The sequence below is a fragment of the Natrinema salifodinae genome (assembly GCF_900110455.1).
In the GTDB taxonomy this organism is placed as follows: domain Archaea; phylum Halobacteriota; class Halobacteria; order Halobacteriales; family Natrialbaceae; genus Natrinema; species Natrinema salifodinae.
On sequence record NZ_FOIS01000001.1, the window covers coordinates 143,647 to 163,251 of the forward strand.

Consider the following 19,605-nt stretch of genomic DNA (forward strand, 5'->3'; position numbering starts at 1 on the left):
TTCTACGGCGGCGCGTTCTACGGCGGATTCGGTCGCGCACGCCTGGCGGGACGGCCGGCGTCGCCGCCTCGCGATCGGCCGCTCAGGCGACCGTCTCGAGGGCCGCCCGGAGCTCGTCGACGGCGGTGGCGAGCTGGTCGCGCGAGATCGTCAGCGGCGGCTGGAACCGCATGACGTTCTTGTAGTAGCCGCCGACGCCCATCACGACCTGCGACTCCTCGCGGAGGTAGTCGCTGACCGCCGACGCGAGTTCGGCGTCCGGCTTCGGGGCGACGTTCTGCGGGCCCGTCGTCCCCGGCTCGACGAGTTCGACGCCCCACATCAGGCCGAGTCCCCGGGTCTGGCCGACGACGTCGAAGTCCTCCTCGAGCGCCGCGAGTTCGTCGGCGAGCCAGGCGCCCTGCTCGCGGGCGTGGTCGACCACGCCGTCTTCCAGTTCGTCGATGGTCGCCAGCGCGGCGGCGCAGGCGACGGGGTTGCCGCCGAACGTCGAGAGGTGGTCGCCGGACTCGAAGGCGTCGGCGATCTCCGCCGAGGCGGTGAACGCGCCGAGCGGGAGCCCGTTGGCGATCCCCTTAGCCTGGGTCAGGATATCGGGTTCGACGTCGAAGTGCTCGGTCGCGAACAGCTCGCCGGTCCGGCCGTAGCCGGTCTGGACCTCGTCCAAGATGAGCAAGGCGCCGTGGTCGTGGGCGATCTCGCGGACCCGTTCGAGCCAGCCCTCGGGCGGGACGATGATCCCGGCTTCGCCCATGACGGGCTCGACGACGACCGCCGCCAGGTCGCCGCTGGTGTGCGAGCCGATGACCCGCTCGAGTTCGTCGGCGCACTCCGGACCGCACTGCGCGCCGTCACAGCGCGGACAGCGGTAGCCATAGGGCGGCGCGGTGTGGGCGACGTCGTTGATCGTCGGCGCCATCCCCTGCTTGTAGGCCTTGTTCCCTGTCAGCGCCAGGCTGCCGAGGGTGCGCCCGTGAAAGCCCATCTCGAGGGCGATGACCTCCTTCGAACCGGTGTACTTCCGGGCGAGTTTGATCGCGCCCTCGACGGCCTCCGTCCCGGAGTTACAGAAGAAACTCTTCTGCAGGTCGCCTGGCGTCACGTCGGCGATCCGTTCGGCCAGGTCGGCGACCGGTTCGTTCGGATGGACGTACGAACAGCCGTGGACGAATTCGTCGAGTTGGTCCTTCGCGGCGTCGACGACGGCTTCGTTCCCGTGGCCGACGTTCGTTACGGAGATGCCGGAGAACACGTCGAGGTACTCGTTCCCGTCGAAGTCCTCGAGCGTGCACCCCTCGGCCCGTCTGACCGGCACGTCAAGGGACTTCCAGATGGACATCACGTGCTCGTCGTACGCCGCCTCGACGGCAGCATTTGACTCGTGTTTAGACATAGTAGCAATAACGGTACTACCTCCTAATAAAACATACTATGCTGAACTCAGTACGACACGCATCGTTGCTCGGGTAACCGGAGCTACGCGGGCGGAAATCGGACGAACGGTCCACCGTCAATCAATCCGGCGTTCGATCCGTCGAACTGTATCCGACTAGCGGCCGAATTTGTGGCGATTGTTCGAATAGTGTTTAATCCCGCGGCGCCTCTCCGCGGATATGGACGAGCGGAACATCCGCATTCTCCAAGCCGTGGCGGAACTGGGTACGGGAAGCCCGGACGAGATCGCCGAGCACACCGGCATTCCGAAGTCGACGGTCCACTACCGGCTCACGAAACTCAAAGAGCAAGGCGTCGTGACGAACGACTTGCTGGACGTCGACCTCGAGCAACTCGGCCTCGATATCACGGTCATCACGGAGGTCATCGCGGAGTACGACGACCAGTATCACGAGCAGGTCGGCGAGCAGTTAGCCGCCATCGAAGGGGTCAACCAGGCGTACTTCACGATGGGGGACACCGACTTCGTCGTCATCGCTCACCTCTCGGACCGCGAGATGGTCCACCGACTCATCAGCGACTACGAGGCGATCGACGAGGTCGTCCGCACGAGTTCGCAGTTCGTCGTCGAAACCGTCAAGGACGAATCCCGGCCGCTGAACGACTTCTCGCTGGAAACGCTGCTAGAACACACCGCGGATATGGACTGACCGGCGGCGCCGGTTGCGCGGTTATTCGAGTTCGTCCAGTTCGAGGTCCGCGAGTTCGAGGTCCGACTCGGTCGACGAAATCCCGTAGAGTCCGACGCCGAGCAGCGCCCAGAAGAGGACGATCGCCCACTCGTAGGGCCAGACGAGCGCCGACGGGCCGCCCGGCAAGTAGAGTCCGATGAAGCCAAGCGTCAGGACGAGCGCGACGGCACCGAACGCGTAGCCGAACGGCAGTTCGAGCGGCCGCTCGAGGTCGGGTTCGCGCCGCCGGAGCACGAAGAAGGAGACGACCACGAGGAACCAGGCGACGACCAGGCCGAGGCCGCTGGCGTTGACGATCCAGACCAGCATCTGTTCGCCGAACAGCGGTGCGAAGACCGAGAGGCCACCGAGGAGGGCGACGGCCGTCGACGGCGTGTTGTACTCGGGGTGAAGCGTGTTGATCCGCTTCGGGATCATCCCCGAGTCGGCGAGCGCGAAGACGGCGCGGCTCGCTCCGAGCAGGAAGGAGTTCCAGCTCGTGAGGATACCCGCGATACCGGCCAGCGCCATGATCCGGCCGATCACTCGGCTGTCGAAGATCGCCTCCATCGCCGCGGCGGCCGGAAGCGGGCTCTCGACGAGTTCGGCGCCGGGCATCGCTTGTCCGGACGCCCAGATCACGGCGATGTAGAACAGCGCGGCCAGCGTGACCGAGGCCGGGATGAGCAGTCCGATGAGACGCGGCGAGACGTCCGCCTCCTCCGCGGACTGCGGGATGACGTCGAACCCGACGAACATGAACGGGGTCATGATCGCGACCGTTGCCACGCCCGTCGCCCCGACGTCCGACAGCGGTGGGTTCGGCTGCGACTGCCCGTTGAAGACAGATCCGATGACGAGCATGACGCCGGCCAGGCCGATGACCAGCGCCAGGAGCGTCTGGAACTGCGCCGCGGGTTTCACACCGCGGTAGTTCAGCGCCGTCATCGCGACGGCGCCGAGTCCGCCGACGAGGATCCAGGAGGCGTAGACCGGCTCACCGGCCACGGTCCAGAGTTCGAACACGTTGAAGCCGGGCACGATGTACGCCATCGCGGACGGCAACGCGACGACCTCGAAGACGACGACGCCCACGTAGCCGAGGACGAGCGACCACGTACAGATGAACGATCCGAGCGGACCGAGCGCCCGGAAGCTGTAGACGTGCTCGCCGCCGACGAACGGCAGCGCGGAGGCCAGTTCACCGTAAATCAGGCCGACGATACACACCATAACCGCGCCGACGACGAATCCGAGTACGGAGCCGCCGACGCCGGCTTCGTCGAGCCAAAACCCCGTCTGGATGATCCATCCCCACCCGATCATTGCACCGAACGCGAGCACGAAGAGATCCTTCTTCGTCAGGATGCGCTCGAACTGTCTGCCATCTTCACTCATACCACGCAGTGGCAAACAGTACGTCTTAAGTTTAACTATTCCGCTCGCTATGAGACTGCGTTCTTCATCTAGTCAATCAATCGAACTACGTTCAACGAGTGTCGAACGGGAGGCGACAGACGCGACGCTCGTCAAATTTCGATCGGTAAGGGCCAAATATAATCGCCGAAACGGCTGCCTACCGTCCTTACTCTGCCCCTATTCCGCGGTACGCTGCTCATAGTATAGACCGTCGCATCCGGTACGTCAATTCGATGACCCGTACCAGATCGAGACAGTCGTCATCGTGGAACGATAGTCCAATCGACACTCCCTCCGGTGTCGCACGGCCGTCGCGACGTCCCGGTCGCCCCCCGACGCGACTCGACGCGTCCCCGACGATCGAATCCGAACCCGCCGATTCGAGGGCCGAGGCGTAACCATGGCGGGACTCCGACCGCTCCTCGCGGGCAAGCGCCAGGCGCTGCTCGCGCTCGGACTCGGCCTGGTCGTGATCGCCAGCCTCGTCGTCGCGGGCGCCAGCGCGGGAGCGACCGCGAACGCAAGTGCCGTCGATCCGGACGTTTCGAGTTCGGACGGCAACGTCTCCGAAGCAGCCTACGTGGAAGCCGCGCCGGAACCGGGCGACCCCTACTTCGAGGCGGCGGCCGACGACGGTAGTTGGATCAGCTACGACAACCCGCGCGACGAGTATCGGAGCCCCTACCTCGGCGACGGCTCCGGGAAGATCTGCGTGACCCTGGTCAACGAAAACGGCGAGCCGGTCGTCGGCGAGTCGGTCCCGGACACGTCGGTGACGATTCCGACCGGCGGTGCGACGACCTGGCACCCCGACGCGGATCCGATCACGGTCCAATTCCCCATGACCGAGCACTACGACCGGCCGCTCGACGGCGACCAGTTCGGGACCAGCGAGGACATCTCGCAGGGCGACGGCTACATGGACTCCCACTGCTACGAGTTCCACGGAAACCCCGAAGACGCGACCCTCGAGTACGGCGAAGCGCAGATAAACGGCGAACACGCCGATCGGATCGACGTCGTCGGGTACATCCAGCAAGAGCCCGAAGGGGACGGCTGGGACACGGACATCGACCCGATCGACGCCGCCGAGTCCTACGAGGAAGCCGGCGGGAGCTGGACCTACGAACCCGGTTCCACCCACGGCCAGGTCGACGTCATTTTGCAGCTCGACGCGCCGGCCGACGAACGGTTCGATCCCGACGACCCGAGAGAGACGTCCGATTCCAACGGGACCGAGTCGGGCGAGGACTCGGACGAGACGAGCGACGGGACCGGTTCCGACGGCGATGAGATGCCCGGCTTCGGCGCGCTCGCGGCCGTCGTCGCCCTCTCGGTCGCCGTCCTCGCCCGCTACCGCGGCTAACCGTTGTCGACTCGCAAGTCGCCGTCCGTAGCCGATTTCGATCTCGAGTCGCATCCGCGGTCCGCGTCCGTCGCGAGCCGCCGCGACCGACGCAGTCGATACGATCTACCGACGGGAGCCAGGCGCGACCGCGGTCGGGTACGACGACGGATCGGCGTACCTGACGGCTGTTGCTGGTCCGTCGATAGTCAGTCCGTCCGCGGACCGAACAAAAAATTGGACAGGGAACGGCTACGGGTGTAGCCGGGAACCATGGAGCTCCTCGCACGTCGTGACGGGGCGAACGGAACTGATGGGGAAATCCATCGACAGACTGTCGTACCCCCGTCTATCCGACGATTCGTTCGAACTGCAATAAGACTGCTGGCCAACCGGTCCGATAGGTGATACGAATTACCGACGGCAGCGGAAGGAAGCTGTGTTTCCGGACCGCATCACGTCGCGACCGGCGAGCGGTCAGTAGCTGCGGCGGGGCCACTGTTCCGGCAACCGATGTGACCAGCGCGGCCGACCGCGTCGGTCGCCGGAACCAATTAGGTTTTGTCGGTCGCCGCGAGACACCCGAAAAATGACGACCACGAGCGACTCCGACGATCAGCCCGCGCGCGTCCCCATCGTCTGTTCCGCCTGCGAGACGACCAGCCGCATCCCGCTCTCCGACGTCGCCGACGCCATCGAACGACACAACGACCAGCTCCACGACGGGGACGACGTTGCCGAAGTCGATCCCGACGTCGCCGACCGCATCGCGGACCTGGTCGCCACGGAACTCGGCCTGCTTGACGACGCGGAGTGAGCGGACGGCCCCGACTCACCGGTGTCGGGCTGCGATCACCGACGGAAGAACTCGCGGAGTTTCTCGACGAGCGACCGAGACGAACCGCCTTGCTCCCGCTTGGTGACGATTCCTTCTTCATCGGGCGAGTCGTCGAGTTGGACGTCGGGACGTTTCGAATCCATACCCTCGAATTACGGAGATACCGAGGACAAGTATTGGCCTTGAAAGTGTAACCCGCCGACCCTCGCGGCTCGAATGACGGTTCGGAACACTGTTCCACATTCCGTCTTATTCCCACTCGAGAGGTTATATTTCGCCTGTTCCGACCGTTAGTTCAGTGAGAAGGCTTATACTGTTATACCCGACTGTGTCCACCATATGGCACCCGACAAAGTGACAGTCGATAACGACACCGGACGCTCAGCCGCCGATTCGACGGTCCCTGCATCCCCGATCGGTACCGAGACGGCGGCGACGGCGACGATCGCGGCAACGCGAACGGCATCCGACGCCGATGCGGACGGCGACCTCCCGAACACGCTGACGATCATCGGTCAGGGCGTCCCCACGAGTTTCGAACTCACCGTCGACGGTGCGATCGAACTCGCCGACGAGGACCAGGCGACGGACGTGACCGTCCTCTCGGGAACCGCCGTCGAGGGCGCAATCGAGACCGACACGATCACGTTCCGGTTTAGCGGCGAACTGACCGACGTCACGTTCGTCGATCGCGGGATCACCGGCCTGGCGCCGGCGACGACCCCGAACGTCCACGTAGACTACGGCGCGCCCGACGCGTCCCAGTCCTAACGCGACGATTCGACGCGGCGACGGGCCGGGTCGAGGGACGGAGCGCGATTCGTTTCGCGGATCTCGCGGCACGATTCGATTTTTCGCTGTCGACGCTGTCTCGGCGACCAACACAGTCATGTGGCGCGCACGCCATCGATCCGATACGTAACGCGGCTCCCGACAGGGAGCAGTGATATCAATGGACGATGAACCTGCCGACAGTGATCGTGACGCCGGGGCGGAGGCCAACGCCGACTCCGAACCCGAGACTGATGCTGAGTGGATGCAACCCGCGGACAGGCCGATCCTCGAACTGATGCAAGACGACGACGTCTTCGAACCCAGCCACATCGACGAGGAGCGCATCTGCCGGGGCCCCCACGCGGCCTATCGATGTCGGGAGCTAACCAAGTACGGCCTTTTAGAGCGACTCATGCCCGGCATGTACGACATCACGGAGCTCGGCGAGCAGTACCTCGCGGGCGAACTCGACCCGAGCGAGCTCGAGCCCGACGAGAGCATCAACTTCCGCTGACCTGTCTGTCGCCGTTCGGCGGCTAGCGGTTGCTACGAGATCGAAGCCGGCGGCCTGCGGTCGTCGCCGTCGTCGGCCAGTTCGGTTTCGAGCGCCGGTCGGACGGCCGCTGCGTCCGTCTCGCCGAGCAGCGCGTCGATCACGTCCGTCGCCGCTGGCGCGTACAGCGGCCGGTTATCGTTCCCGCACCGATCGTCCATGAGACAGGCGGGACAGCCCTCGTCGCGCCCGCACTCGCAACCGGTCATCAGCTCCCGCGCCCGCTTGGCGACCGCCTCGTACTCCTCGTAGATGCGGCGAGAGAAGCCCAGCCCGCCGTCGACGCCGTCGTAGATGAACCAGCCGCTGGTGTCCGGGGCGTCCGGCAATCGATTGGTCGCCAGGCCGCCCAGATCGGACGCGTCCACGGTCAGTTCCAGCGGCGCGACGGCGATCATCGCGTGTTCGATGGCGTGAATGCCCCCGAGGTACCCGTGAAGCCGCGGGGGGAGCTCCTCGCATTCGTCGTTGTGGTACTCGCTGTGAGCGGCCGTGACCGCGCGTTCGACGTCGTCGGGGACCTCGGCCCAGCAGAGCTGCGTCCGCATTTCCAGCGGCGGGACGCCGGTTTCGAGGCCGGTCTCGCGGACGTCGCCCGAGCCGAGTTCCCGCTTCATGAAGGTGTCGTAGCGAACGGTGACGGTGCCGTATCCCCAGTTGAGGCGGAACGGGCCGACCTCGCGCGACTCCCGGATTTCGGTGTCGTAGATCGTCGTCTGGCGTTGGGACTGAGTGTAGTAGTCGACGTCGGCCGGTTCCAGTTTCACGAAGGGCTGCGGGCGGTCCTCCCGCAGTTCGACGACCTGGTACCGGTCGCCGCGGTAGAGCACTGTCGCGCCCTCGTGGTAGTCTCGGTACGCGCGTGCGCGGCCGATCGGCTGGTGATCGAACGAGTCGTCGCCCGCCAGGCGGACCTCGAAGGCGTTCCCGCCGGAGGCGTAGAGGCTGATCTCGTCTTGGGGGCGGTCGCGGTGGGCGTAGGTGACGCCGCCCGCGAGCGAGCCCTCGAGGTCGCCGGTCCGCCGGCCGTACTCGACGGCCCGCTCGAGGCGGTCGCGCCCGCCGAAGCGGTCGGCGTCCGCGCGGGTCAGCGGCAGTTCCTGGGCGGCACAGCGCAGGTGCTGGAGGTAGACCGGGTTGTTCTCGAGGTCGACGACCGCGCTCTCGGGTGCTTCCTCCAGGAGGTACTCGGGATGGCGGAGGATGTACTGATCGAGCGTCGCGTGACTGGGAACGAACACCGAGAGGGCGTTGCGCTCGTCGCGGCCCGAGCGGCCGATGCGCTGCCAGAACGACTGCCTGGAGCCGGGGTAGCCCAGGAGGACGGTGCCGTCGATCCCGCCGACGTCGATCCCGACTTCGAGCGCGCTGGTCGTCGCGACGCCGTCCAGATCGCCGGTCTTGAGTCGGTGCTCGGTGCCTCGCCGCGCTTTCTTGCCGTGGCCCGCGTTGTACGCGGCCAGGTCGGCGCGTCCCCGATAGGGAAACTTCGGGGTCTCGAGGAACTCCCGCGCCCGTCCGACGGCCAGTTCGGTCTGCTTCCGCGAGTCACAGAACAGCAACGAGGGGACGCCGTGATAGCAGCAGTGGGCCCAGACCTCGGGCGCCTCGACGGTCGCGGGTCGTTTGCTCGGGGTCCAGTCGGACCCGTCGCCCGCCGCGTCGCCTCCGCTCCCGTCCCCGCTTTCGGTTCCGTCTCCGTCGCCGCCGCTGCCCTCCTCGTCAGCCGGCGGATCCCAGAAGACCAGGTGGCGGCGACCGCTAGGCGAGCCGTCCGCGTCGATCACCATCGCGGGCTCGCCGGTCAGCGTGCGGGCGTGTTCGGCCGGATTCCCGATCGTCGCAGTCGTCAGCACGTACTGGGGATCGCCGCCGTACCAGCCGATTACGCGGCGAGCGCGCCGGAGGATCCAGGCGGCGTGCATCCCGCTGACGCCGGTCCAGGCGTGGGCCTCGTCGATCACGAGCAGCGAGCAGTTCGCGTGGAACTCGGCCCAGCGGTGGTGGCCCTCGAGGTACTGATTGAGTCCCGCGAAGTTCGTGATGACGACGGTAGCCTCCTCGCGGATTCGGACCTTCTCCTCGCGGTTCGTGTCGCCGTCGTAGACGCCGACGGTGACGTCGACGCCGAGGGCGTCGAAGAGGTCGTTGAGCTCTCGCTCCTGGTCGCGGCTGAGCGCCTTCGTCGGGTAGACCAGCAGCGCGCGCACGTCGGGATTCTCGCGAAATCGCCGCGCGATATCGAGTCCGTAGACGTAGGTCTTCCCGGAGGACGTCGACGTCGCGACGCAGACGTTCTCGCCGTCGGCCAACGCGTCGAGCGCCGCGGCCTGGTGGCTCCAGAGATCGACCCCCAGGTTCGCCGCGAGTCCGGCCGGAAGCGCCTCGCGGGCCGGGACGTGCTCGGCCGGTTCGGCCGGCAGGACGAACTGCTCGCGGGCCTGGTGGGCGTAGCGAGCCGCGGGATAGGTCTCGCGGAGCCGGTCGGCGGTCAGGGCGAGGCCGTCCGGGCCGGTGCTGTGGCGGCGGTTCGTCGGTCGTTCGGCGTCGATATCGGTGTCGTCGGATGGCATCGGTAGCGAGTCAGAAGTCGGCGAGCCCGGTCTGGGTCGTCGAGTCGGCGGTCGATCCGTTCGTCGCTTCTTCCGCTCCGTCGTCCTCGTTCGGCTCGGGTTCGGCCGCCGCGATCGCGTCGAAAACGGCGGCCAGTTCGCGGACGTCCGCCTCGCAGTACCGTCGGGCGGCGTCCCAGTCGATTCCCGCGTCCGCGTCGGATTCGGCGGCTCCGGCGGTCCCCGTGGGCTCGACGGCTCCAGCATCGTCGGCGGAGCCGACGGAAGAATCCTCGAGCAGCCGTCGGATCCGCTTCGCGAGGGACCTTCCGTCGAGCGCCGCCGCAGGGCCCGAACGGGCACAACCCAGGGCGGCGGCGACGGTTTCGAGGCGATTCGTTCGGCCCGGCAGGACGGCGTTGTCCCGCCGCACCGCCCAGTCGTAGGGGTCGTACGTCTGGACCCGATCGCGCCAGTACTCGCGGTACTCGGGCGCGTAGCGGACGACGAATCGATCGAGATGTTCGTAGTCGAACCCGTAACCGTTCCAGGCGATCAGCGACGGCCGCTCGTACTCGGCGGCCAGCCACGAGACGAATTCGCGGGTCGCGGCGCCTGGCTCGTCGCGGGACGGATCGGCATCGACGAAATCGACGTACGCGTCCCGTTCCGGGTCGTAGACGCCGATCAACCAGATGATCGTCGGCCGAAGTCCGTCGGTCTCGATATCGACGAACAGCGGTGTCGCCGTCTCGGCGGTCGGCGGGACCGGCTCGTCCGTCCGGCGGACGACGCGAGATTCGGCGAGCGCACGCGCGCTGTGGAGCAGCTCCCGGGCCGTGGCCGCGCCGATGCCCGCGATCTCGCGCAGGTCCGTTTCGGCCGCGTCGGCGACGGCCGCGCGCGTCTCGTACCCGTGTGTTCGGAGCCGATCCGCCGTCGTCGGACCGACGCCGTCTAGCGCCTGCAGTCCGAACCGATCGGCCGGCGCCGACGAGACGGCCACGCCGCCGCCTCGATCGCAAGTGAGGCGGGCGAGTTCGACCGCGCCGGAACGTCGCAGCGGGGCGACACCACGCACCGGCAGCCGGACCCGGTCGCCGTCGACGGTCGCGTCCCAGACGTGATCGTAACTCGCCGGGAGCGCGCCGGAGAGGAACGTCGTCGAGCCGCCCGTCCGGCGCTGGTAGCGAGCGATCTCCCTGCGCCCCTCGAGCGTGGCCTCGAGCGCGACGGCGTCGGTCGTCGGCTCGAGATCGTCGCAGACGACGTAGTCGGCCCGGGCCGCGGGTTCGGGCGGCTCCTCGAGCAGTGACGCTGCGCTCGCGAAGGCGACGGTGACGTCCGCCACCGTCTCCGTCCGGACGTCGGCGGGGCCGCCGGCGAAGACGACCGGGCCGTCGAACGCACGCCGGAGGCGACTCACGATCCGGACGTCCGAGGCCTCGCGAACGACGTAGACGAGGTCCGGGTCGAAGTACTCGAGGGCGTCGCGCAGCGCCGCGTCCGCCAGATCGGCGACGGCGTCACAGCGTAACGCCAGCAGGTCTCCCCCCGTTTCGGTTTCGGACCCGGCTCCGGGTTCGGTTCCAGTCCCGGCGGTCATAGCGAGAAAATACCAGCGGCCGGCAATAAGGGTTCGTGAACGGACGATCGGCGGCGTCGGACTCGCGCCGGACGATCGTGAGACGTCACGGCGAGACGGCACACGACGGCGTCAGGCCGTCTCGGCCGCGTTCGGCACGTGCTCTTCGAGGAAATCCGTGACCGCGTCTCCGCCCTGGAACCCCTCGGCTAGGCGCGCCGTCTCGGTGCCGTCCTCGAACAGGATCAGCGTCGGCACCGACCGGATGTCGAACCGGTCGACCAGATCGATGTCGTTGCCGGGGTTGATCATCCCGATCGCGACGTCGGTCGCGCGGGCGACGTTGCCGAGCACCGGCTCCATCGCCTGGCACAGCGCACAGCCGCTGGTGTAGAACTCCACGAGCGCCACGTCGTTGGTTTCGACGAAGTCGTCGAGCTCGTTGCCGGTGTCGAATCGGCTCGGTTTGCTGGCGGTGGCCATGTCCGGTGCTACGAGCCGTCCGCTGAAACGTGTGACGGACGCCGAACCGGCCGTCGCCGATCGGTTCGATATCGCGATCGACTACCCGATTCGGCGGACGTTGTGGCGACGAACATTCACAAGAAAACCGTATTATGTGAACCGGAGTCGGAGTGTGATTTTATACGTGGCGATCGTAGCCTCGCTCGATGACCGGTCCCGCACCAGACCGCAGCGACGGTGGCCCGACCCGGCGGAAAGCGACGCTGTTCTGCTGGGAGTGTGACCACTCGAGTCCGATCGACGGTGACTGGCACCGCCGATCGGCCGACCGGCACGTCGCCTACGTCTGCCCCGACTGCGAGACGACGCTCGCGACGCGTCCCCGGTCCGGCGAGTCGGTCGCCGAGCCCGAGTCCGAGATGGACCAGGCGACGCCGAATCCGTTGACGGCCTGGCGGAGAGCGTTTCGTACCACGGCGACCGTCTGGCGGGCGAGCGTCGACATCGGGTTCGTCGGGCTGCCCGCACTGTGTGGCATTCCACCGGTCTGGTCACGTCGCTCCGGGCTCGGTCGACCGGCCGTCCGAACGGTGACTCGGCCGCACGCCCGCGGCGATCACTGTCGATAGCGTCGACAGATCGACCGCCACCCTATACGACCATTCAATTTTAGCGGCTGTTTTTCTGTCAGTGTAATCCGCACTCCGAATATCTCATATTATAACGGACAATCGGCCAATTTCTGGGAGATTTGCGCATATTCGCCCACAACAGTAGAATTTTAATAGTGGGATCCGTCGTCATACTCGAGCAGAAGATGACAGACGGGTACCTGACCGCTGCGGAAGAAGACGTACTGGAAACGATCGAAGCGGAAAATATCGACTTCCTTCGGCTGCAGTTCACTGACATCCTGGGCACGGTCAAGAATGTCTCCGTTCCGGCCCGCCAGGCCGAGAAGGCCTTCACCGAAGGCATCTACTTCGACGGCTCCTCGATCGAAGGCTTCGTTCGCATCCAGGAATCGGACATGCGGCTCAAGCCCGATCCGGACACATTCGCGGTGCTTCCGTGGAAACAGCGCGAGGACGGGGCGTCCGCCCGGATGATCTGTGACGTCATCAACACCTCGACGGGCGAGCCCTTCGAGGGCGACCCGCGCCGCGTCCTCAAGAACGCCCTCGAGCGCGCCAACGATCTGGGCTACACGGTCAACGCCGCGCCCGAGCCGGAGTTCTTCATGTTCGAGGAGGACGAGGCCGGCCGCGCGACGACCGACACTGCCGACCACGGCGGCTACTTCGACCTCGCGCCGAAGGACCTCGCCTCCGACGTCCGCCGCGACATCATCTACGGCCTCGAAGACATGGGCTTCGAGATCGAGGCCAGCCACCACGAGGTCGCTCGCGGCCAGTACGAGATCAACTTCGAGTACGACGACGCGCTGTCGACGGCCGACAACGTCGCCACGTTCCGGACGGTCGTCCGCGCGATCGCCGCCGAACACGACCTCCACGCGACGTTCATGCCCAAGCCGATTCCGAAGATCAACGGCTCGGGGATGCACACCCACCTCTCGCTGTTCACCGAGGACGGGGAGAACGCCTTCCACGACGAGGACGACGAGTTCGACTTGAGCGAGGAGGCTCACGCCTTCACCGCCGGGATCCTCGAGCACGCCCCTGCGATCACCGCCATCGCCAACCCCACCGTCAACAGCTACAAGCGCCTGGTGCCCGGCTATGAGGCACCAGTCTACGTCGCCTGGTCGGACCGGAACCGCTCGGCGCTGGTCCGCAAACCGGCCGCGCGCGTCCCGGCAGCCTCCCGGATCGAACTCCGCTCGCCGGACCCGTCCTGTAACCCCTACCTCGCGCTCGCCGTCATGATCCACGCCGGCCTGGACGGCATCGAGCGTGACCTCGAGTGCCCTGCTCCGGTTCGAGAGAACATCTACGAGTTCGACGAGCAGAAACGCGAGGAGTACGGCATCGACACCCTCCCGTCGAACCTCGGCGAGGCCGTCGAGGCTCTCGAGGCGGACGAGGTCATCTACAGCGCCCTGGGCGAACACGTCGGGCCGAAGTTCGTCGAGGCCAAAGAACAGGAGTTCGAGGACTACCTGGTCGACGTCTCCGAGTGGGAGCTCGACCGCTACCTCGAGACGTTCTGACGTCTGCGGCGACGGGAACGACACTCGACGGCAGCGCCGAAACGCCCCACCGTTCGTCGGGCACTCTCATCCGATTTTGACACACCACCGAGCGCGGCGTCTCGGTCGCCGTCCCGACGACGCGGTGTGGCACCCGTTCGCGACGACGTCCGCCGGTCTGATCGACGTCGCCGGCGCTCACCAACGAGTGCAGTGCGCGCAGGATGGTCCCCGTCGTCATCGCGAGCGCTTCTGAGGGCACCGATCGTGTCGCACCGCCGCCCACCTCGAGAGTCACCGTCCGAAGTGATCGAACGGAACGACGACGTTTTACGGGCCCTCGAGACTATCGAGAGGTATGCCCACGGACGAGCGACCGAGCCCGCCGACGGACGTCGACCGCGTCGGCCGCGAGGCTCTCCGGGAGCTCGCGGACCGAGATCCCGAAACGCTTCGCGCAGCGAGTACGTACCTCGCGGACTTAGCGGACTGGAAGGACCGAACGGACGCCGCTGCGGACGAGCGAGACGAGAGCGAGAGCGGCGACGATGGCGACGGGGACACGTGTGACGGCGCGCCCTCGTCGACCGATACGGCCGACTACCCGGACGGCGTCCCCGAACGAGCGAGCGTCTCGGTGGACGAGATCGGCGGGACCGAGTACCGCTACTACCAGTGGCGCGAGGGCGACGAGATCAGGTCGAAGACGGTCCGCCGATAGCCGACGTCCGACGGTGATCGCCGGCGGCGGCGTCGGTGTCAGTGCCGCGGGCCTGGCGTGGCTCCGCGACGTCGGTAATGCGCCGACGGCCGACGGTCTCATCGTCGCGCCGCCCTCGTGCGCGGTCCAGTCTCCGTTTCACCGGAAACCGGGTGTCCGGCGGGGACCGCTCGCCGATCGACTCGGTTGCAAACTCGCGCGTCGGTTCGACGTTCCGCGCCGGTGAGCCTGGCGGCTCGACGGCCGCTTCCGGTGCTCATCCCCCGCCGAGTACCGGCCGACCACCGCCTGCGCGGTCAGGCCAGGCCCCACTCTTCGTCGTCGATCCGGATCGACGTCAGTTCGTCGCGGTCGCCCAACAGGCGAAACGCGAAGCCGGCGTCGTCGCGTTCGTACTGCAGGTCGAGCGTCGTCACGTCGGCCGTCACCTCCGTCGTCGCGTTCGGTTCGTCGTCCCGGGAGCCCGGCGGATCGAGGTCGAAGTCGTCGTAGGCGACCCGCGTCGACGCTTCGACGGTTCCGTCCTCGTTGTAGACGTCGGCGTCGATTCCGTTGGCCTCCGCTTCCCGGATCTCCAGCCGGTACGTCTGCATCGTCATACCGCGAGTTCACCGGGCCAGGGGATGGCGATTCGGCTTTCGTGCGCTGGCGTCGCGGACCGCGGTCGTTACGCGTCCGCGGCTAGTTCGTCCTCGGTCGTATCGATGCCGAAGACCGCGTTACAGCCGCAGAACTGCGTCCGCCAGTTGAACAACAGGCCGATCCCCGCGAGCGCGGCCGTGGCGGCGGTGACGCGCCGCTCGTCGAGCGCCGCCGCGACGGCGACGACGACCAGCCAGATCCCGGCGACACCTCTCATAACGCGGTCGAGACCGCCCACGTTTCGCTCGAGTGCCATGTGAGTAGCTACTGTCAATCACCCTAAATACGTTCGGGGTCCGAGAAACTCGATTGATCTCCGAACCCCGACCCGCGATGCGTCCCAACGACGCGCCGTCGACCGTCGATCAGACCGACTCGTACGGCCCGAGCCGCGTCCCGTCGAGCAGGTACGCCTCGCCGTCGGCCAGGCCGGCCGGCAGGAACGGCGAGAGAAACGACTGGCCGGGGACGTTGATCCACGTCCCGCCGACGAGATCGTTGAACGCGGGCAAGACGACCGCTCGCGGCGGCGGTTCGTCGCCGTCGACCCACGAAACGCCGTCGTACTCCGGCCGCTCGCGGAACGGTTCGGGAGCGAGCCGTCCGCGCAGCCAGGCGCGCTCGACGCGGCTGCCGCCGACCTCGTCTTCGAGCCGGACGCAGGGGTGTTCGTGACCCAGACAGACCACGTCGGACTCGAGGACGGCCGGCGCGGGCCAGGTGTGGCCGTGACAGACGCCGACGGCGCCGAGCGCGACGCCGTCGCCGGGGACGACGTCGACGGCGGGGGTCTCCTCGTCCGCGGCGAGCCAGGTCCCGATCTGCCCGTCGTGGTTGCCCTTGACGACGGTCACGTCGAAATCGGCCGGAAAAGACTCGAACAACACTTCGAGTTCGCCGCGTTCGGCCCCGCCGGGGTCGCCGATCGAGTGCATGAGGTCGCCGAGGACGACCAGGCGATCCGGACGAGTGCGATCGAGCAGCGCCTGGAGTCGCTCGCGGCGGTCGGGCGCCCGGCTGGGGACGTCGACGCCGCGCTCGTATCGCAGTCCCGCCTCGTAGCCGGCGTGGTAGTCGGCGACGAGCAGCGCGCGTTGGGTCCCGTCCCCGTCACCGGTCCCGTCCCCGATCGTCGCGGTCGCGGCGGGCGCGCCCGGAACGGGCTCGACGAGCGGGGCGGTCGAGGAGGCGGGTGCGGACGCGGATCCTGGCTCGGCCGGACCGTCGTCGGGGGTATCCATGGGCCGGTTCAGATCGCCTTCAGCGTCTCGTCGTCGGGCTCGTAACACTGCCCGCCCATCAGCGCGTCCTGGATAGCGTCTTCGACCGCGGCCTCGGCGGCCCCCGTATCCGCGGCGACCGTCTCGACGAGTTCCGTCCGGTCGGCGCCGTCGCCGTCGTCGAGTTCCTCCATAGTTTCGACGACGTACGCTTCGAGGTCGACGTCGTCGGCCGGTTCGTCCTCGACAGCGGAGTCGTCGGCGTCGTCGGTCGCTGGCTCGGACTCGTCGTCGGTCGGCTCCGGTTCAGCGGCGTCCGCAGTTTCGGCCGCCGCTTCGCTCTCGTCGACCGGTTCGGATTCGAGTCCGGACGCGGGCGGTTCACCAGGGTCGTCGTCCGCCGGCTCCGCCGACTCCGCCGACTCGTCCGGTTCGGGCACGTCGATGTCGGCCTCGCCTGGTTCGTCGACTTCGGATCCGGTGGTGAACTCGGCACCGAACTCCGCTTCGATCTGCTCGCGCTCCTCCTCGTCCATCTCGTACATACCGTCGTCGACGCTGCCGGCGTCGAAGTCGCCGAGTTCGCCGTCCTTGTCGGCGGCAGGTTCAGGCTCGTCGGATTCGTCGACGGCAGCGGGTTCGGGCTCAGCGGATTCCGCTTCGTCGGCAGCCGGTGCATCGTTCTCGGCCGCGAGCGGTTCGTCGTCGGTATCGGTCGCTGCCGATTCGGGTTCGGGCTCGGACTCGGGCTCAGGCCCGGATTCGACATCGTCGCCCGCCGTCTCATCGACGGCGGTCTCCGTGTCGGTGTCGGTATCGGATTCGGCCTGGTCGGTCGATGCCGCTGCCGCCGTGGCGTCCGCCTCGGCGTCGGCGGCCCCGGAATCGGACTCGGTGCCCGTCCCCGCGCCCGCGGTCGCGGCGGCCGGTTCGGCGTCGACCTCGGCGGCGTCGGGTTCGTCGCTCGTCGCCGACGTCGCCGTGCCGGCCGCGGAGCCGGAGTGCGCTTCCGGCTCGTCGGCGTCGGTTGCCGCGCCGCCGGTCGTCGCCGCTATCGGCTCCGCCGGTTCAGTCTCTGTGTCGGCCGCGGCGTCGGGGTCGGTCGCGACGCCGCCCTCGAGCGCATCGGGATCGATCCCGTCGAGCTCGGCCAGCGCGTCGAACGTCGTCTCGTACTCGGGGCTGGTGTCGTCGGGCGCGAGATCGAGACCGCTCACCTGGTCGCGCTCGCCGGCGACGACCTCGACAGCCTCGAGCGCGCAGTCCCGCAGCGCCGCCAGGTACGACGGCGTCGTGCCGTAGTGGTCCTGAGCGAGCGGGAGTCCCGCCGCCAGGCCGGATTCGACGTCGGCCTCGAGCAAGGCGTCGGTCAGGGCCTCGCCGCCGGCGTCCAGATCGGCCGCCGCGGAGTACGCGGCGATCCGTTCGATCGTTTGTTCGGCCGCGCTGACGACCCAGCGGTCACGGGTGTCGGCGTCGACCGTCGCGAGGCTCTCGGGTCGGAGCGAGGTGTAGACCCGATCGCCGTCCTCGGGCTGGAAGGTGCGGGCCTTGCCGGTCACCGCGACGAACGCCGGCGGGTCGATCTGCTCTAAGAAGGCCAGCTCGTCGGGCTGGTACTGGCCGGCGTAGACGACGAACGCGCCGGTCGGATCGACGACGCGTGCGCGAACCATCTCGTCGTTGACCGGCGAGACCTCGGTCAGCGTGCCGACGGCGAAGACGCGGTTGAGCCGCGCGCCGGTCGGCGAGATCACGTAGTTCGGGGCCCGCTCCTCGTCGCTCTCGGCGTAGGAGAGCGAGGCGTCGTCGTACTCGGCGGCGAACAGGCGGTAGGCGATCTCCCGTCCGGGAATCTCGTCGTCGCCGTCGCCGTTTCCGTTCGCGCTCATGCGTCCACCTCCGCGAGGAAGTCGGTCGCACGCGCGGCCGGATCGTCGGCGCTCTCCTCGAAGATCTCGGCGTCGAGGTTCGCACCGTACTCGTCGACCGAGAGGTGGCCGCGCACGCGGTACTCACGGCCGACGATGCGCTCGCGGATCGCGTCCGCGACGACCGCCTGGTCCATCGCCTCGCGGGCCTGTTCGAGCGCGTCTTCCAAGGTCCCGCCGTAGACCTGCTCGGTGAGTTCGTCGTCGAGGACGGCGGTGACGGTCCCGGTGCCGTCGTCGAGGATCGCCTTCACGCGCAGGTCGTCGATTCCGTCGACGTCACCGTGGGTCCGGCACTGCCCCTTCTGGATGACCCGGTAACACTCCGGACAGCGCTGGATGAGCCCGGAGCCGTCACGGACCGCGATCACGTTACCCACGAGTTCGACGTCGTAGATGCCGCCGGTGCGGACGGCGTCGCCGACCCCCATCGTCGAGGCGGCGCTGCCGACGTCGATCGCGCGGTCGAGGTCTGAAACCGTCGAGAATTCGGAGACGTTGACCTCGGGGACGCCGCGGAACTCCTGGACGTAGGCGTTCTCGATGCGGATCGAATTGCCCTCCTCGATCTCGGGGGCCGGCTCCCAGTTCGTGAAGGGCAGGCGACCGCTCTCGTCGCCGAAGACGCCGCTTTTGATCTCGGTCTCGCCGTCGCGACCGTCGATCGTCCGGCGCTCGCACTCGACGACGGTGACCTCGACGGTGACGGCGCGGTCGCCCGTCTGTAAATCGGCCAACTGCGCGTCGCCGCCGATCTCGTAGGGGACGTCGAGCGACTCCTCCTCGAACGACAGCGAGGTGCTCTCGCCGAGGTTGAGTTCCGGCTCGCCGTCCCACTCGCGGACGCCGGCGTTGCCCGCGGTGATCGTATCGCCAGGCGAGAGGCCGAAGTCCTCCCAGGCCGTGTAGTCGATGACGCCGGTCTCGTCGGCCAGGCGGCCTTCGACGATAACGTGATCGGAGCCCTGATAGCGGATCGATCGCTTGCCGGCGGTCAGGACGGTGCTCGTGACGGTGACGTTGCTATCGTCGGGCGTAATCTCGGCGACGTCCTTCGCCGACGGCGTCGCACCGCCGCCGCTGGAGCCGTCGCCGTACTTCCGGCGGAGGCTCTGTTTGGCCTCGTCGACCGGGACGCTGTACTCCACTAAGTTCTGCAAGTCGGATTTGACCTCCTCTTTGTCGACACCGAGGTCGGAGGCGAGATCCTCGGCATGATCGTCGAGTTCCATCACTTGCCTTTCGTAGCGGGGCTTGAAAAGCGTTCCCGCAGGAGGGCGAA

Annotated in this window: 19 protein-coding genes; 7 read left to right on the forward strand and 12 right to left on the reverse strand. The window is 67.5% G+C overall.

Going from position 1 to position 19,605, the window contains the following annotated elements:
• Positions 1-82: 82 nt before the first annotated feature.
• Entirely contained in the window at positions 83-1,393 is a 1,311-nt protein-coding gene (locus tag BMY29_RS00630) for an aspartate aminotransferase family protein (RefSeq protein WP_049990214.1), read from the reverse strand.
• A 220-nt stretch (positions 1,394-1,613) separates the two neighbouring features.
• On the opposite strand from BMY29_RS00630, the gene BMY29_RS00635 reads away from it, so the two are divergent.
• A complete protein-coding gene (locus BMY29_RS00635) occupies positions 1,614-2,105 on the forward strand; it encodes an Lrp/AsnC family transcriptional regulator (RefSeq protein WP_049990213.1) in 492 nt (163 codons plus the stop codon).
• Positions 2,106-2,126: 21 nt separating this feature from the next.
• On the opposite strand, the gene BMY29_RS00640 is transcribed toward BMY29_RS00635, so the two are convergent.
• Positions 2,127-3,524 carry an APC family permease gene (locus BMY29_RS00640; RefSeq protein WP_049990212.1) on the reverse strand — a complete coding sequence of 466 codons (1,398 nt, stop codon included), beginning with the start codon at positions 3,522-3,524 and terminating at the stop codon, positions 2,127-2,129.
• A 421-nt stretch (positions 3,525-3,945) separates the two neighbouring features.
• On the opposite strand from BMY29_RS00640, the gene BMY29_RS00645 reads away from it, so the two are divergent.
• Positions 3,946-4,911, forward strand: a complete 966-nt coding sequence (locus BMY29_RS00645; RefSeq protein WP_049990211.1) for a PGF-CTERM sorting domain-containing protein — start codon at positions 3,946-3,948, stop codon at positions 4,909-4,911.
• Between the two features lie 568 nt (positions 4,912-5,479).
• Positions 5,480-5,707: a DUF8149 family protein gene (locus tag BMY29_RS00650; RefSeq protein WP_049990210.1), complete on the forward strand. Its 228-nt coding sequence runs from the start codon at positions 5,480-5,482 to the stop codon at positions 5,705-5,707.
• Between the two features lie 35 nt (positions 5,708-5,742).
• Here the strand turns inward: BMY29_RS00650 and BMY29_RS21550 are convergent, their stop codons facing one another.
• Positions 5,743-5,871 (reverse strand): hypothetical protein, encoded by a 129-nt coding sequence (locus BMY29_RS21550; RefSeq protein WP_275041248.1) that lies wholly within the window; start codon positions 5,869-5,871, stop codon positions 5,743-5,745.
• Positions 5,872-6,067: 196 nt separating this feature from the next.
• Between BMY29_RS21550 and BMY29_RS00655 the strand changes: the two genes are divergently transcribed.
• Together BMY29_RS00655 and BMY29_RS00660 are read left to right on the forward strand one after the other, a co-directional pair.
• Entirely contained in the window at positions 6,068-6,499 is a 432-nt protein-coding gene (locus tag BMY29_RS00655) for a hypothetical protein (protein WP_049990209.1), read from the forward strand.
• 181 nt (positions 6,500-6,680) lie between these two features.
• Positions 6,681-7,016, forward strand: a complete 336-nt coding sequence (locus BMY29_RS00660; RefSeq protein ID WP_049990208.1) for a hypothetical protein — start codon at positions 6,681-6,683, stop codon at positions 7,014-7,016.
• Between the two features lie 32 nt (positions 7,017-7,048).
• On the opposite strand, the gene BMY29_RS00665 is transcribed toward BMY29_RS00660, so the two are convergent.
• The 4 genes from BMY29_RS00665 to BMY29_RS21640 all read right to left on the reverse strand — a co-directional run bounded on the left by BMY29_RS00665 (position 7,049) and on the right by BMY29_RS21640 (position 12,195).
• Positions 7,049-9,628, reverse strand: coding sequence for a DEAD/DEAH box helicase (locus BMY29_RS00665; RefSeq protein ID WP_081985457.1), 2,580 nt, complete (start codon positions 9,626-9,628; stop codon positions 7,049-7,051).
• Positions 9,629-9,638: 10 nt separating this feature from the next.
• Positions 9,639-11,213 carry a ribonuclease H-like domain-containing protein gene (locus tag BMY29_RS00670; RefSeq protein ID WP_049990207.1) on the reverse strand — a complete coding sequence of 525 codons (1,575 nt, stop codon included), beginning with the start codon at positions 11,211-11,213 and terminating at the stop codon, positions 9,639-9,641.
• Between the two features lie 111 nt (positions 11,214-11,324).
• Positions 11,325-11,675: a thioredoxin family protein gene (locus tag BMY29_RS00675; protein ID WP_049990206.1), complete on the reverse strand. Its 351-nt coding sequence runs from the start codon at positions 11,673-11,675 to the stop codon at positions 11,325-11,327.
• 322 nt (positions 11,676-11,997) lie between these two features.
• Positions 11,998-12,195 (reverse strand): hypothetical protein, encoded by a 198-nt coding sequence (locus BMY29_RS21640; RefSeq protein ID WP_177179241.1) that lies wholly within the window; start codon positions 12,193-12,195, stop codon positions 11,998-12,000.
• Positions 12,196-12,474: 279 nt separating this feature from the next.
• Here BMY29_RS21640 and glnA point away from each other — a divergent pair, with 279 nt between their 5' ends.
• Entirely contained in the window at positions 12,475-13,830 is a 1,356-nt protein-coding gene (glnA, locus tag BMY29_RS00685) for a type I glutamate--ammonia ligase (protein ID WP_074854639.1), read from the forward strand.
• Positions 13,831-14,167: 337 nt separating this feature from the next.
• Entirely contained in the window at positions 14,168-14,530 is a 363-nt protein-coding gene (locus BMY29_RS00690) for a hypothetical protein (protein WP_049992250.1), read from the forward strand.
• A gap of 296 nt (positions 14,531-14,826) precedes the next feature.
• Here BMY29_RS00690 and BMY29_RS00700 read toward each other — a convergent pair whose 3' ends face one another.
• From BMY29_RS00700 to BMY29_RS00720, 5 genes are all read right to left on the reverse strand, one after another.
• Entirely contained in the window at positions 14,827-15,129 is a 303-nt protein-coding gene (locus tag BMY29_RS00700; protein WP_049992252.1) for a hypothetical protein, read from the reverse strand.
• A 68-nt stretch (positions 15,130-15,197) separates the two neighbouring features.
• A complete protein-coding gene (locus tag BMY29_RS00705) occupies positions 15,198-15,428 on the reverse strand; it encodes a YgaP family membrane protein (RefSeq protein WP_049992253.1) in 231 nt (76 codons plus the stop codon).
• Between the two features lie 109 nt (positions 15,429-15,537).
• A complete protein-coding gene (locus tag BMY29_RS00710; protein WP_049992254.1) occupies positions 15,538-16,413 on the reverse strand; it encodes a metallophosphoesterase in 876 nt (291 codons plus the stop codon).
• Between the two features lie 8 nt (positions 16,414-16,421).
• The gene (locus BMY29_RS00715; RefSeq protein WP_049992255.1) at positions 16,422-18,284 is read right to left on the reverse strand and encodes a hypothetical protein; all 1,863 of its coding nucleotides are present in this window, start codon (positions 18,282-18,284) and stop codon (positions 16,422-16,424) included.
• Positions 18,281-19,555, reverse strand: a complete 1,275-nt coding sequence (locus BMY29_RS00720; protein ID WP_049992256.1) for a Single-stranded DNA binding protein — start codon at positions 19,553-19,555, stop codon at positions 18,281-18,283. Before BMY29_RS00720 ends, BMY29_RS00715 begins: the two co-directional genes overlap by 4 nt.
• Between the last annotated feature and the right edge of the window lie 50 nt (positions 19,556-19,605).